Below are 13675 nucleotides of genomic sequence, written 5' to 3' on the forward strand. Positions count from 1 at the left end.
GGGGGAGGACATAAGCCATCAGAATCACGTCAACGCAGGTGACGGCGGTAAAGCCGGCCCCGCGGGCCGCGTGTCAGTCGGCGTGGCAGCCCAGCAGCTCGACGCTGGTCGCCCTCGACGTCGTACGGAGCGTGACGACCTTGTCGATACGACCCTCGTGCTGGTCGAAGCGGAAGTCCGCGCGGCCGACCTCGGCGCCGGATTCCGCCTGTGAGCGCAGGGTGCAGTAGCCCTTGGCGCCGGCGTCCTTGCGCACCTCAAGGTGCGCCTCGACGGCGGTGGCCGAAACGACGTCGAACTTGATGACCTCGGCGCTGACCTTCGTACCGTTGATGTAGTCGTAGCCGAACCAGCCGACGACGCCGAGCAGGACCACGCCCAGCACGGAGCCCACGATCTTGAGCTTGCGGTCGGCGGCCTCGTCAGCCGTGCGCGAGCGACCGTACCGCCCTTGGGGAAGCCCCGCCGCCATGATCGTCCTCCAGGAACAGGGGATGCCGGAATTTTCCGCCCCCCGGTTCCGTCACTATAGAAGCCGCGTGATGCGCCGGATGACCGAGGGCGCCCAATACCTTGAGGATCGAGTCTTGACTGAGCAGCTTCGACTGATGGCCGTGCACGCCCACCCCGACGACGAGTCGAGCAAGGGCGCGGCCACCATGGCCAAGTACGTGTCCGAGGGGGTGGACGTGCTCGTCGTGACCTGCACGGGCGGTGAGCGCGGCGACATCCTCAACCCGAAGCTCCAGGGTGACACCTACATCCAGGAGAACATCCACGAGGTGCGCAAGAAGGAGATGGACGAGGCGCGCGAGATCCTCGGCGTCAAGCAGGAGTGGCTCGGCTTCGTCGATTCGGGGCTCCCCGAGGGCGACCCGCTGCCGCCGCTGCCCGAGGGCTGCTTCGCGCTGGAGGACGTGGACAAGGCCGCGGGCGAGCTGGTGCGCCAGATCCGCGCGTTCCGCCCGCAGGTGGTCACGACGTACGACGAGAACGGCGGCTATCCGCACCCCGACCACATCATGACCCACAAGATCACGATGGTGGCGTTCGAGGGCGCGGCGGACGCCGAGAAGTACCCGGAGAGCGAGTTCGGCCCGGTCTTCCAGCCGCAGAAGCTCTACTACAACCAGGGCTTCAACCGCCCGCGCACCGAGGCGCTCCACCAGGCGATGCTCGACCGCGGCCTGGAGTCGCCGTACGGCGACTGGCTCAAGCGGTGGGACGAGTTCGAGCGCGTCGAGCGCACGCTGACCACGCACGTCCCGTGCGCCGACTTCTACGAGATCCGCGACAAGGCCCTGATCGCGCACGCCACGCAGATCGACCCCGACGGTGGCTGGTTCCGCGTCCCGATGGAACTCCAGAAGGAGGTCTGGCCGACGGAGGAGTACGAGCTGGCGAAGTCGCTCGTCGACACTTCCCTCCCCGAGGACGACCTCTTTGCGGGCATCCGCGACAATGCCTAGCGTGAACGCACATCTGGCAATGACGCATCTCGTCCCTCTTGCCAAGGAGGTCGACGACGACAAGGTGACCCCCGGCGTCCTCGGGTTCATCGTCTTCGCGGTGATGGCCCTGGCCGTGTGGGGCCTGATGAAGTCGATGAACCGGCACATGGGCAAGGTCGACTTCAAGGAGCCGGAGACCGGGCGGCCGCAGCCGCACGACGAGCCGGTCGCCGCGACGACCGGCTCGAACGCGACCGCCGACGAGAAGAAGCCGGGCGGCGGAAGCTAGCTCTCGCCAGGCGGCGGGAGCTAGTCCTCGCCGGGCGGCGTGCCGCAGCTCGGGCCGCCCGGCCCGTCGAACTGCACCGAGCTGAAGAAGTCCTGGTAGGTGGGGAAGAAGTTCCCCTTGCCCGTCGGGCCCGAGGAGGTCACGGCCGTGCAGCCGCTGTAGTGCGCGTCGGACCAGAGGTAGATGGTCGAGGCGGTGCGGTTCCAGTCCGACTTGGCCCGGTCGTTCATGCCGAGCGCCGCCAGGTCCGGGGTGTTCCCCCTGACTTTGATCATGTCGCCGGTGCCGTCGAGGCCCGAGAACATGCAGTAGTAGCCGTCGGGGCACCGGTCGTACCCATCAGCCGCGTGCGCGCTGGTGCCCGGGACTACGGTGGCGGCCGCGGCGGCCACCCCCACGACCAGTACCGACAGCTTGTTCCTCATCTTGTTCCTCATCGTGATGCCCTTGCGCATTCCGATCCGCCTTTCCACGGCTCTCCAGACCTTCCAGCCTTGTGGATGCGCGGGTCGGTCCGCCACCCCCCGCAGGGGTGACGCCGCTGCCGCCTACGCCGCTGAGGCCAGCGCCGCCAGTTCCTCCGCCACGGCGTCGGCGATCAGCCCGGAGTCGTCCGGGCCGAGGTGGCTCACGACGGTGAGCAGATAGGCGTCGGCGGTCTGCACGAGGCTGAGGCTCGTGGTGCCGGGGGAGGAGAGCGCGGGCAGGGAGACGACGCCGCTCAGGCGCCGGCCGAGCAGATGGCTCGGGTTGTCCCGCCATTTGAAGGCCGTGCACACGGCCGTGGTGACCTCGGGCCGGATCATGCGCTTGGCCAGCGCCGCGGTGAGCCAGGGCACCGCGCGCGCGGCGCCCTCCAGGACGGGCAGGGCCGCGTGGTGGGTCTGGCGGCGCTGGTGCAGGTCCGCCATCAGGTTCTGGCACGTGTGCAGGCGCCCGGCCGCGGAGTCGGCGCCGAGGGGCAGCGGGATGCGGACGGCGGTGATGAAGTTGCCGAGCTGCTGCGCCTCGTACCGGTCGCGCAGGTCCACCGGCACCGTCGCGTAGAGGGGCGCGCGCCCCCGGGGCCAGGACGAGGTGGTGCCGTAGCAGGTGGGGAGGGCGCCCGCCACGGCACCGAGCAGCAGTTCGTTCAGGGTCGCTCCGCGTCCCCCCGCGGGCCGGCGGCGGGCCGAGCGCATCACGTCCGGGTCGAGCCGGGTGACAGCGAGGGACGGGTGGGCCTCGCCGGATGCCAGCGGCAGGCGCTGCCCCAGGGCATTGCTGTCACGGCACTCTCTGAAGAGGGCCGCCGGGCGGACCCGGGGGCGCTCCGGGCGTGGCGTGGGAATCAGCGGCGAGGGACTCGGTGCCGCGGGCGGTGGTACGGGCGCCCGGGGCGCGGCGAGCTTGGAGTCGTCCATGAGGAGGCGAAGCAGGGTCGCCATGGAACTGCCGTCGATGAGCGCGTGATGGGCGAGCAGCACCAGGGCGTGTTCGCCGTTCGGAGCGGGCTTCGGTACCAGCAACTGCCACAGCGGCCGGTCGGGCCGTAGCCGCCGGCCGACCGAGGCGGACAGGAGCGGGCGCAGCTCCTGCTCGCAAGCGACGACGTGCGCGGCGGGGTCGAACGGCCTCCCGGCCGCCCAGCGGTGGCCCGAGAGGGCCGCCGGTCCGCGGGGCGCCTCCAGGACCTGACGCATCCGGTCGAGCCCTCCCCATCGCTCGCCGACGCGGGAGCGCAGCTCGGCCAGGTCGAACGGCTCTCCCGTGAAGAGCGCGGCCGTACCGATCGTCCCGGACAGCCCGGTGCGCACGAAGCCCTCGTCGAGTCCCGACAGCCTCATGGGTACGACCCTTCGCTCTTCATCGGCGTCAGCGCTCGGCCGAGTCGAGGACGACACAGGAATTGTGCCCACCGAAGCCGAAGCTGTTGCTGAGCGCCGGTCCCGCGGACAGCTTGCGCGGCTGGACGACGACGTCGAGATCGCACTCGGGGTCCAGCCGGGTGAGGTGGGCGGTGGGCGGCACGACTCCTTCGTGCAGCGACAGAGCGGTGATCACGGCTTCCAGGGCTCCAGCGGCCCCGAGGGCGTGCCCGGTCACCGACTTGGCGGCGGTCACCGGTACGGCGGCGGGGCCGAACACCGACGCGAGGGCGCGGGCTTCCGCCACGTCGTTGAGGACGGTGCCGGTGCCGTGCGCGTTGACGTGGGTGACGGCGTCGGGAGCGATACCGGCGTCGGCGAGCGCCTGCTCCATGCAGGCTGCCGCGCCGCTGCCGTCGGGATGCGGTGCCGTGAGGTGGTAGGCGTCGGAGCTGCACCCGTATCCGATGAGGGTGGCGTAGACGCGCGCGCCGCGGGCGCGCGCCAGGTCGAGCCGTTCGAGGACCAGGAACGCCGCCGCCTCGGCGAGGAGGAATCCCTGCCGCTCCGCGTCGAACGGCCGTGAGGCGCGGGCGGGTTCGGTGCGGTCGGTGACCATGGCGCCGGACCGCGCGAAGGCGAGCGCGGTCGTCGCGGTGAAGGGACTGTCGTGGCCGCCGGTCACGACCACGTCGGCGCGCCCGGCCCGGATCATGTGCATCGCCTCGCCCACGGCGTGCGTTCCCGAGGCGCACGCGGTGGAGAGGGTCAGGGTGGGGCCGGTGACACCGGCCTTGGAACTGATCCAGTACGCACCGGCGTTGGGCATCACCCGCGCCGGGTAGAACACGTCGGGCTTGCCGATGCCGTGCTCCTGGCTGATCAGGCCGCCGTACGTGGTGCCGGTGACGACCGCCCTGCGGGCGGCGGGGACGTGCAGGCCCCCGGCGTCCGTGACCGCGTCCATGGCGGCGCACACCGCCATCTGCACGGAGCGGTCCGCTCGGCGCGCCTCCTTCGGGGCGAGGTAGCCCTCGGGAGTGAAGTCGGCCATGGGGTACGCGGGGTGCACGACGGTGGCCTCGTCGTCGAAGGCGTGCAGCGTGGCCGCGCAACGGGAGCGCAGGAGGTTCTCCCACAGCTCACCCGTCGTCGCCCCTGCCCCGCAGCGAACTCCGAGGCCCGTGATCGCGACAGCGTCGTTGCGTGTCATCCAGTGACCACGCCCGGGGCGGGCCGGGTGCGCTGCTTCACGATGAGAGCGGCGACGTCACCGACCGTGGACACCGCGGCGGGGTCGGCTCCCTTGAGGGACACGCCGAAGAGTTCCTCCGAGGCGACCTGTAGTTCGGTGACGTCCAGGCTGTCGGCCCCGAGGTCGGCCACGAGCCGGGCGTGCGGGACGACGTGCTCCTGGGGGACGGACATGATGTGCGCGCAGAGGGGACGCAACTCGGCCCATACGCCCGCTTGTTCATCTTCCACGGCCGCGTTCACTTCTGTTCCCACGGTGCTTTTCCCTTTCTCGGATCTTCCGGAGTGTCAGGTCTTTTGGTACGTCAGGTCTTTCCATGGCGTCAGGTCTTGCGATGGCGTCATGACATCCGCGCCAGGGTCTCGAATTCGTCCACCACGGCGTCCGCGAGTTGTTGAGCGCTGTCGGGGAGCAAGTGGCAGACCACGGTGAGCGTGCAGGCGGTATGGCTCTGCATCAGATGGAAGCTCGCACTGCCCGGCCGGTGCAGCGGCGGCAGCCCCACGACGTGCTGAAGTCCGTTGCCGTGAAAGGCGGATGACGCGTCACGCCATTTCATGGCGGTCGTCACCGTCGCCACGAAGGTCGGCTCCGAGGCACTGCCCGCCATCCGCGCGGTCAGCCAGGGCGCCACACGGTGGACCGTTTCTGCCATGGGGAGCAGCGCGGCGGCGTGGACGCCGGACCGTGCGGGCACCGCTCGCAGCGAGGTCTGGCAGACCCGCAGGCGGGCGACGGGGTCGTCATGGTCGAGGGGCAGCGCCACTTGTACGGCCGTCGAGCCGTTGCCCAGAGCGTCCTGGTCGTCCCGGGCGCGCAGGTCGCTCGGTACGGCCGTGAACACGGGCCGCGTGCGCGGCCAGTGGCGTGGAGGGCCGAAATGGGCGCGCAGCCCCCCGGCCACCGCGCCGACCAGCAGTTCGTTCAGCGTCGCGCCGCGCGTGTCCACGGGGTGCCGGCGCGCGGCGCGGATCGTGGGGGCGGGCAGTGTGCGTACGGCGACCGAGGCGGACGTCCGGCGAGGCGACGGTGTCGGGAGGGCCTGCCCGCGGGTCGCCAGCGCCCTGAGTTCCCTGGTCACGGCGCCGAACCGGACGCGGGGCCGCGCCGTGCTGCTCGCGGTCCGCGCCGGGGCGGCGTCGTCCATCAGAAGGCGCAGCAGGGTTTCGAGGGAACGCCCGTCCAGCAGTGCGTGCTGGGCGACCAGTGCCAGCGCGAACCCGCCGTCCGGGCCACCAGGGACGACGTAGAGCCGCCAGGGCGGCGCCCCGTCGGGGAGCGGGCGGCCCACCACGTCCGCCCACAGGTCGTCGAGCTTGCCCGGCGCGGCGAGGACGTGCGCCTCGGGCTCGAACGGCCCCCGTACGACCCAGTGCAGGCGGCGTCGACGCGGTGCTCGCCGCTCACCCGTGCTTGTCGCGAGCGAGGTGTCGAGCTGGTGGCTCATCCGTCGCAGTGCCGTCCATCGTTCGGCGACCCGTGCCCGGACTTCGCGGAGGTCGGGCTCCTCGCCGGTGAAGACCGCCGCCGCGCCGATGACACCGGGGCAGCCGTTGTGCAGCAGCGTCGCATCGTGGAAGGAGAGCCTCATGCGATCCATGGCCGACATCTCCTCCGCTGGGGGCATCCTCTGGGGATCTTCCTTGTTCCGGGCGCTGTTGGCCTGACTCGACCGCTGCTCGCAGTCACAGAAGGCAACGAGATTCACAGCGGGGAGTTACGACCGGCGGTGCTCACCGTGGAGCCGACGGACGTCAGTTCGCGTTCGAACGCGGCCGCCAGCAACCGGGCTTGTCCCGGAGGGGTGTTGCTGATCACGGAGAGGGTGTGCGTGCCCGCGTAGCTCGTCAGGGTCAGGCTGACCGCCTCCGGGTTCTGCACCTGGGGCAGGGTGATCGCCTTCGCCAGCGGCGCGCCGTCCAGGGACCACGGGCCCCGAGGCCATCTGATGGCCGTACAGACCACGGGGGCCCACCGGCGCGAATTGGCTCGCACGGCGAGCAGGCGCAGCCCCCAGGGGCCCAGACGGGCGGCGGTGCTGAGCAAGTGCGTGGCGGCGGCCGCGGTGTGCGCGGAGTCGGGAGCGGCCGCCACGGCCCGGCATGCCGCAAGCCGTTCCCGGGGGTCGTCGATGGCCATGGGGAGCGGTATCCGCACCGCCGAGACGACGTTGCCCAGCGTGTTGGGCTGCTCCGGCGTGCGCAGGTCCACGGCGAACAGGCCGTACAGCGGGCGGGTGGCCGCGGCCCAGTGGTCCGGCTCGCCGTGGACGGTTCGCAGGGCGCCCGCGGAGGCCGCGAGCAGGATCTCGTTGAGGGACGCGCCGAGTCCGGGCAGGGCCCGGCGGGCCGCTCGTACCGCGTCCGTGTCCACGTCCACCCAGGCGAGATCCCTCTTCGCCCCCGGTGGGCCGGAAGGCAGCGGCAGGGCCTGCCCCGTACGCAGCGCGTCCAGCGGTCGGCCGGTGCTCCGGGGCCGCTCGGCCGGCGCCGCGCGTCGAGGTCCGGGGATGACCTGAGGCGCCCGGACGGCCCGCGCGCGCCCCGTGGCCTTGGCGCCGCGAGGGTGACCACCGTCGAGGAGACCGCTCAGCAGCAGCTCCAGGGAACGGCCGTCCATCAGGGCGTGATGGGCGGTCAGGACGAGCCCGAACCACTCCTGTGCGCCGGTCTGCCGCGCCGTCCGTACGAGCCGCAGGCGCCAGGGCGGCAGTCCGTCGGGCACGGGCTGGGTGACCAGCCGGCCGAGCAGGTCCGTGAATGCCCTACCGCCCGCGCCCTCATCCGTATCCAGGACGTGCTCGCGGACGTGGGCGCGGACGTCGAAGCCGTCGAGCGGCACCCAGCGGTGCGGGCGCAGCCACGTCGGCCGCGCGGGCCGTAGCAGAGTCCGGCGCAGCAGAGGGAGGCCGCCCCAGCGCTCGACCACCCTGTCGCGCAGATCATCGAGGGGTGGCGGTGCTCCCGTGAACAACGCGGCCATGGCGATGGGGGGTTTGGGGTGGGGGCCCGCGCCGCAGAGAAGTTCGTCCACAGGTGACAGGGCAATACTATTTTTCATAAGAAGAGCCGACGGACAACGAGGATTCGACGGCGGCGGCGATCTCGCCCAGCGTGGTGTCCAGGGTGAGTTGGTCCTCGCTGAACGGCCGGCCGATCCTGCTCTCCAGGGTGATGGCGAATTCGACCTGCGCGAGCGAGTCGAGATCCACGTCCTCCACGGTCGTGGCGGGCGTCAACTCCTCTTCCGCGCACTGGAATTTGTCCACGAGGATATCCACGACAGTGCTGTATCCCTTGGTCATCGAATCTCCTTGAGGTCAGCTCGGACCGGCATACCGACGGCCCCTGCGACCTCCCATCCTTACGACGCCACTCGGCATAACAGCCCGCCCATGGCTATTTCACCTATAAGGATTAATCACGCGGCACCTCCACCCCCATCACCTCCCGGGCATGCCGGTTGGGCACCATGCCGAGGCGCCACGCCTGCCAGCCCGTCTCCAGCTCGGTGCCCCGCTCCAAAAGCAGCCCGTACGCCTGGAAGTAGTCGGCGAGCTTGCCGTCGCGGGTCGGGTGGTCGGCGCGGGCGAGCTGGTTCAGCTCCTCCTGGGCGACCGCCGTGCCGATCTCCCAGCCGCCCGGCGAGGCGTACGGCAGCAGGGTGCAGCGCAGGAAGCGGGCCCAGTCCTCGCCGCGGCGGTCGCCGTACGAGGTGAACAGGACGATCGCCTCGTCGCACAGGGCCAGCGCCTGCTGGGTGCGGGAGTTGCCCGCGTCCACGACCGCCAGCTCCAGGCACGTCCAGGCCTCGCCGTGCGCGACGCCGATCCGCTGGAAGTCGGCGCGGGCGTCGACCAGGAGCTGGCGGGCGAACCCGGAGTTGCGCAGCGAGCCGGTCTGGGCGGCGCGCTGGTCGCGGGTGACGCGCGCCGAGTGGTGGCGGGCGCACGCGAGCCCGTATACGTCCCGCATCCGGGAGAACATGGTGCGCGCCCGCTCCAGGTCGCGTACCGCCTGGTCGAGGCTGCCCATCTCCTCCAGGGCCTGGCCGAGGTAGTACAGCGACCAGGCCTCGCCCCGCGCGTCCTCGTTGTCGCGGTGCCGGGACACCGCCTGGCGCAGGCCGTCGACCGCAGGCGAGGGGTCGCCGGCCACCAGGCGGGCCCGCGCCAGCTGCGTCATGGCCCAGGCCTCGCCGCGCGCGTCGCGCGTGCGGCCGTACAGGTCGAGGGCGTCGCGCAGCTCCGTCTCCGCACGCGGTACGTCGCCCATGCGCAGCCGCAGCTGCCCGAGCTGGAAGTGCGTCCACGCCTCGCCGTGCACGGAGCCACCCGCGCGGTGCAGGGTGAGCGCCCGCTCCAGCATGTCGAGGGCGTGCGCGAGATGGGCGCGGTCGCGCTCCACCGCGGCGAGCGCGTGCAGCGTCCAGGCCCGGTCACCCGCCAGCTCGTCGGAGGCCTGGAGGTCCAGCGCCTCCGTCAGCCGGGCCGCGGCCTCCGTGAGGTTGCCCTGGTGGTGCAGCGTGATGCCGAGGGAGCCGAGCGCACGGGCCGCGGCGGCGTCCTGGTGGGCCTCGAAGTAGAGGTCGACGACGGAGTTCAACGTCGTACGCGACTGATCCAGCTCGCCGAGCTGACGGGCCGCGATGCCCGTGCGCCACTGCACGCTGCGGCCGAGGAGGCCCTGGTCGATGGCCTGGGTGAGTTCGTTGATCTCGCCCAGGCGGTAGAGGTCGCCGCGCAGCAGGCAGTAGTCGCACAGGGCGCCGAGGAGGTTCAGGACGGCCCGCTGGTCGACGCCCTCCGCGTGCCGCAGCGCCGCCGTGATGAACGTCGACTCGTCGTCCAGCCAGCGCAGCGCCGCGTCGAGGGAGGTGAAGCCGTGCTGCCCGGCGGTCCCCGACCGGAAGACGGTGTTCGAGCGGGTGGACGTCTTGCCGTCGACCAGGCGGATCACCGTGTCGGCCAGCTCGCCGTAGCTGACGATGAGCCGCTCCTGCGCGGCGGTGCGCTCGGCGGGCTCCTCCTCGTCCAGCAGACGGGCGAGGGCGAAGGCGCGTACGAGGTCGTGCAGGCGGTAGCGGCCGCCCCGGAGCCGGTCGACCAGGCCCGCGTCGGAGAGCGCGGTGAGCCTGCGGCCCGCCTCCTGCTCGTCCGTGGCGAGCAGCGCCGCCGCCGCGGCCGGGCCGAGCGAGGCGCGTCCGGCGAGCGCGAGGCGGCGCAGCAGGCGCCGGGCGGGCTCGGACTGGTCGGTGTAGCGCAGCCACAGGACGCGCTCGATGGGGCCGACCTTGTCGGCGGGCCCGTACGCCGCGAGGTCCGCCGCGAGCCGGCGCGGGGTGCGCGGGCCGAGCGAGGACCCGGCGGCGCGCAGCGCGAGCGGCAGGCCGCCGCACAACTCCCGTACGGCCTCGGTCGATTCGGCGTCGTAGGGCCCCGAGGGATCCTCGGCGGACTCCCGCAGCAGCTCCTCCGCGCCCGCCTCGTCCAGCGCCTCGACCGGGAGCCGGTGCACCCAGGCGGGCAGGTCGGCGGGGATCTCCAGCGGCTGCCGCGCGGTGACGAGGACGAGGCTGTCCGAGCGCTCCGGGATCAGGGTGCGCACCTGCTCGGCGTCGCCCGCGTCGTCCAGGACGATGACCACCGCCATACCCGTCAGATACTGGTGGTACAGCTCGCTGAGCCGCTTGACCTGCTGTTCCTGCGAGGAACGCTCCCGGAAGAGCAGTTGCTCGCGCGGCGCGCCCAATCGATTCAGCAGGTGCAGCAGCGCGTCGCGCGTGGACAGCGGGGTCTCCCGCGGGGCGTCGCCGCGCAGGTCCACCACGCACGCGCCGCGGAACTGGTCCCGCAGATCGTGCGCGGCCCGCACCGCGAGCGCTGACCTTCCCGAGCCCGGGGCGCCGTACAGCAGGACGACCGTGGGCCGGGTGTCCGTGCTGGCGCGCGCCGCGTGCACCCACCGGGCGATCTGTCCCAGCTCGGCCCTGCGGCCCGCGAAATGCCCGTCATTCTGAGGGAGTTGGGAGAAGGACTGCTCCAGTGCGGAGCGCCTGCGCGCCGCCGCGCTCTTGTCCGTGCCGCGCAGCTGCGGCGCGGCCTTCTTCGCCGTCCCCGTGCCCGTGGAGGCGGCGAGGACCCGCTGCTGGTCGAGGAAGGGCCTGATGCCCCGCACCTCCAGCGCCGTCAGCCACTGGAGCCGCAGCTGTTCGGGCCCGCCCGGCTGGCTGAGCGCCCCGGCGCGACGGCTCGCCGCCGGCACGTGGGAGGCGGTCACCTTCAGGACCGTCGCCGCCGCGCCCGCCACCGCGACGACCGCGCCGGTGCCGAGCGCCGTGCCGACGCCCGTACCGAACGACAGGTCCGACACCCCGGCCGCGACGGCGGCAACCACCGCCACCAGAAGGGGAGTTCCGGCGCCCTCGCGCGCGTACCGCTGGCCGAAGGTGAGCCGCCCGGCATCCGCCTCGTCCAACGCCCGGGTGTACGTGTCGTACTCCTCGGCGGCCGTCTGCGCCATCGCGTCCAGGGCGCCGCGCGCCCGGGAGAGCAGTACGGCCCCGTCGACGCGCCCGCCCGAGCGCCGCACCTCCTCCTCCACGGCCCGTGCCAACAGCCGCTCGGCCTCGGCCCGATGGCTGTCCCGCATATGGGTTCCCCCTCCGAGAGCAACGGTTTCCTGCGGTCGCAAGTGTGCTGCGTACGGGGCTCCGATGCGAGGGAGTCGGCGGATCAGGGCCCGGCGTACGTGAGCCCGGCGCCCGGTGTGCGCGAGGATGGGGGGTATGCCGAACCGACTGGCCCAAGAGACGTCCCCCTACCTGCTCCAGCACGCCGACAACCCCGTCGACTGGTGGCCCTGGTCGGCCGAGGCCTTTCAGGAGGCCCGCGAACGGGGCGTGCCGGTGCTGCTCAGCGTCGGGTACAGCAGCTGTCACTGGTGTCACGTCATGGCGCACGAGTCCTTCGAGGACGAGGCGACGGCCGCGCTCATGAACGAGAAGTTCGTGAACATCAAGGTCGACCGCGAGGAGCGCCCCGACGTCGACGCCGTCTACATGGAGGCCGTGCAGGCCGCGACGGGCCAGGGCGGCTGGCCCATGACCGTCTTCCTCACCGCCGACGCCGAGCCCTTCTACTTCGGTACGTACTTCCCGCCCGAGCCCCGGCACGGCATGCCGTCCTTCCCGCAGATCCTCGACGGCGTGCACCGGGCGTGGACGGACCGGCGAGGCGAGGTCGCCGAGGTCGCCGGGAAGATCGTGCGCGACCTCGGGGAGCGGCAGCTCACGCACGGCACCGGCGAGAAGCCCGGCGAGGACGAGCTGGCGCAGGCGCTGCTCGGCCTGACCCGCGACTACGACGCGACGCACGGCGGCTTCGGCGGCGCGCCCAAGTTCCCGCCGTCGATGGCGGTGGAGTTCCTGCTGCGGCACTACGCCCGCACGGGCGCGGAGGGCGCGCTCCAGATGGCCGCCGACACTTGTGAGCGGATGGCGCGCGGCGGCATCTACGACCAGCTCGGCGGCGGCTTCGCGCGCTATTCGGTCGACCGGGAGTGGGTCGTGCCGCACTTCGAGAAGATGCTGTACGACAACGCGCTGCTGTGCCGCGCGTACGCCCATCTGTGGCGGGCCACCGGCTCGGACCTCGCGCGTCGCGTGGCTCTGGAGACCGCCGACTTCATGGTCCGTGAACTGCGCACCAACGAAGGCGGGTTCGCCTCCGCGCTCGACGCCGACAGCGAGGACCCGGCGACGGGCAAGCACGTCGAGGGCGCGTACTACGTATGGACGCCCGAGCAGTTGCGGGAGGTGCTGGGGGAGGCCGACGCGGATCTCGCGATGGCCTGCTACGGCGTGACGGAGGAAGGCACCTTCGAGGAAGGCGCCTCCGTTCTGCAACTCCCCGTCGCCGAAGCCCCGCTCGCGGAGGCCTCGCGGCTCGCGTCGGTGCGGGAGCGGCTGCTCGCCGCGCGTGCCGAGCGGCCCGCTCCCGGGCGTGACGACAAGGTCGTCGCCGCCTGGAACGGCCTCGCGATCGCCGCGCTCGCGGAGGCCGGCGCGTACTTCGACCGGCCCGACCTCGTCACGGCCGCCGTGGGCGCGGGCGATCTCCTCGTACGTCTGCACATGGACGACCGTGCGCGGCTCGCCCGCACCTCGAAGGACGGGCGCGTCGGCGCCAACGCGGGCGTCCTGGAGGACTACGCGGATGTCGCCGAGGGCTTCCTCGCGCTGGCCTCCGTGACGGGGGAGGGGGTGTGGCTGGAGTTCGCCGGGTTCCTGCTCGACCACGTCCTCGCGCAGTTCGTCGACGAGGAGAGCGGGGCGCTGTACGACACGGCGGCGGACGCGGAGCGGCTGATCCGGCGGCCGCAGGACCCCACGGACAACGCGGCGCCCTCCGGGTGGACGGCCGCGGCCGGGGCCCTGCTGTCGTACGCGGCGCAGACGGGGGCCTCGCCGCACCGGACCGCGGCGGAGCGGGCGCTCGGGGTCGTCAAGGCGCTCGGGCCTCGCGTGCCGCGGTTCATCGGGCACGGTCTCGCGGTCGCCGAGGCGGCGCTGGACGGACCGCGCGAGGTGGCCGTCGTGGGGGAGGTCCTCGGCGACCTGCACCGGACCGCGCTGCTCGGCACGGCGCCGGGGGCGGTGGTGGCGGCGGGGCCGCCCGGCTCCGACGAGCTGCCGCTGCTCGCGGGCAGGGGGCTGGTGGACGGGCGTCCGGCGGCCTATGTCTGCCGTGGCTTCGTCTGCGACGCGCCGACGACCGACGCGAGTGCGCTCGCCGGGATGCTCGCGTAGCGCTGGGTATCCGTCCGTGCGGGCG

The 13675-nt window shown here is 72.4% G+C and carries 12 protein-coding genes; 3 read left to right on the forward strand and 9 right to left on the reverse strand.

All coding sequences use genetic code 11. From position 1 onward, the window contains the following. Positions 1-73: 73 nt before the first annotated feature. Positions 74-472, reverse strand: a complete 399-nt coding sequence (locus IG54_RS0124865; protein ID WP_030788594.1) for a DUF4307 domain-containing protein — start codon at positions 470-472, stop codon at positions 74-76. Between the two features lie 115 nt (positions 473-587). Here IG54_RS0124865 and mca point away from each other — a divergent pair, with 115 nt between their 5' ends. Beyond that, positions 588-1469, forward strand: a complete 882-nt coding sequence (mca, locus tag IG54_RS0124870; RefSeq protein ID WP_078594456.1) for a mycothiol conjugate amidase Mca — start codon at positions 588-590, stop codon at positions 1467-1469. A 19-nt stretch (positions 1470-1488) separates the two neighbouring features. Continuing rightward, on the forward strand, positions 1489-1740 hold the full coding sequence (locus tag IG54_RS43075; protein ID WP_234336338.1) for a hypothetical protein: 252 nt from the start codon (positions 1489-1491) through the stop codon (positions 1738-1740). A gap of 20 nt (positions 1741-1760) precedes the next feature. On the opposite strand, the gene IG54_RS0124880 is transcribed toward IG54_RS43075, so the two are convergent. The 8 genes from IG54_RS0124880 to IG54_RS0124915 form a co-directional block, all read right to left on the reverse strand. Next, positions 1761-2195, reverse strand: coding sequence for a peptidase inhibitor family I36 protein (locus IG54_RS0124880; RefSeq protein WP_234336336.1), 435 nt, complete (start codon positions 2193-2195; stop codon positions 1761-1763). Positions 2196-2288: 93 nt separating this feature from the next. Further along, complete coding sequence (locus IG54_RS0124885) at positions 2289-3566, reverse strand: wax ester/triacylglycerol synthase domain-containing protein (RefSeq protein ID WP_030788606.1); 1278 nt, start codon at positions 3564-3566, stop codon at positions 2289-2291. A gap of 28 nt (positions 3567-3594) precedes the next feature. Further along, on the reverse strand, positions 3595-4800 hold the full coding sequence (locus tag IG54_RS0124890; protein WP_030788608.1) for a beta-ketoacyl-[acyl-carrier-protein] synthase family protein: 1206 nt from the start codon (positions 4798-4800) through the stop codon (positions 3595-3597). Then, a complete protein-coding gene (locus IG54_RS0124895; RefSeq protein ID WP_030788612.1) occupies positions 4797-5072 on the reverse strand; it encodes an acyl carrier protein in 276 nt (91 codons plus the stop codon). The genes IG54_RS0124890 and IG54_RS0124895 overlap by 4 nt, the downstream gene beginning before the upstream one ends. A 110-nt stretch (positions 5073-5182) precedes the next feature. After that, on the reverse strand, positions 5183-6442 hold the full coding sequence (locus IG54_RS0124900; protein WP_234336337.1) for a wax ester/triacylglycerol synthase domain-containing protein: 1260 nt from the start codon (positions 6440-6442) through the stop codon (positions 5183-5185). Positions 6443-6546: 104 nt separating this feature from the next. Then, complete coding sequence (locus IG54_RS0124905) at positions 6547-7875, reverse strand: WS/DGAT domain-containing protein (protein ID WP_158708924.1); 1329 nt, start codon at positions 7873-7875, stop codon at positions 6547-6549. A gap of 16 nt (positions 7876-7891) precedes the next feature. Next, positions 7892-8146: an acyl carrier protein gene (locus tag IG54_RS0124910; RefSeq protein ID WP_030788621.1), complete on the reverse strand. Its 255-nt coding sequence runs from the start codon at positions 8144-8146 to the stop codon at positions 7892-7894. Positions 8147-8258: 112 nt separating this feature from the next. Further along, a complete protein-coding gene (locus IG54_RS0124915; protein WP_030788624.1) occupies positions 8259-11492 on the reverse strand; it encodes a tetratricopeptide repeat protein in 3234 nt (1077 codons plus the stop codon). Positions 11493-11628: 136 nt separating this feature from the next. On the opposite strand from IG54_RS0124915, the gene IG54_RS0124920 reads away from it, so the two are divergent. Beyond that, positions 11629-13650 carry a thioredoxin domain-containing protein gene (locus IG54_RS0124920; protein ID WP_030788627.1) on the forward strand — a complete coding sequence of 674 codons (2022 nt, stop codon included), beginning with the start codon at positions 11629-11631 and terminating at the stop codon, positions 13648-13650. Positions 13651-13675: the final 25 nt, after the last annotated feature.

Origin of the sequence: Streptomyces sp. NRRL S-920, assembly GCF_000717945.1 — a bacterium.
Taxonomy (GTDB): domain Bacteria; phylum Actinomycetota; class Actinomycetes; order Streptomycetales; family Streptomycetaceae; genus Streptomyces; species Streptomyces alboniger.

Bases quoted from the DNA above. Each gene is read 5' to 3' on its own strand.
- IG54_RS0124865 (WP_030788594.1), bottom strand. From the start codon at position 472: ATGGCGGCGGGGCTTCCCCAAGGGCGGTACGGTCGCTCGCGCACGGCT.
- IG54_RS43075 (WP_234336338.1), top strand. From the start codon at position 1,489: ATGACGCATCTCGTCCCTCTTGCCAAGGAGGTCGACGACGACAAGGTG.
- IG54_RS0124880 (WP_234336336.1), bottom strand. From the start codon at position 2,195: ATGCGCAAGGGCATCACGATGAGGAACAAGATGAGGAACAAGCTGTCG.
- IG54_RS0124885 (WP_030788606.1), bottom strand. From the start codon at position 3,566: ATGAGGCTGTCGGGACTCGACGAGGGCTTCGTGCGCACCGGGCTGTCC.
- IG54_RS0124890 (WP_030788608.1), bottom strand. From the start codon at position 4,800: ATGACACGCAACGACGCTGTCGCGATCACGGGCCTCGGAGTTCGCTGC.
- IG54_RS0124900 (WP_234336337.1), bottom strand. From the start codon at position 6,442: ATGGATCGCATGAGGCTCTCCTTCCACGATGCGACGCTGCTGCACAAC.
- IG54_RS0124910 (WP_030788621.1), bottom strand. From the start codon at position 8,146: ATGACCAAGGGATACAGCACTGTCGTGGATATCCTCGTGGACAAATTC.
- IG54_RS0124915 (WP_030788624.1), bottom strand. From the start codon at position 11,492: ATGCGGGACAGCCATCGGGCCGAGGCCGAGCGGCTGTTGGCACGGGCC.
- IG54_RS0124920 (WP_030788627.1), top strand. From the start codon at position 11,629: ATGCCGAACCGACTGGCCCAAGAGACGTCCCCCTACCTGCTCCAGCAC.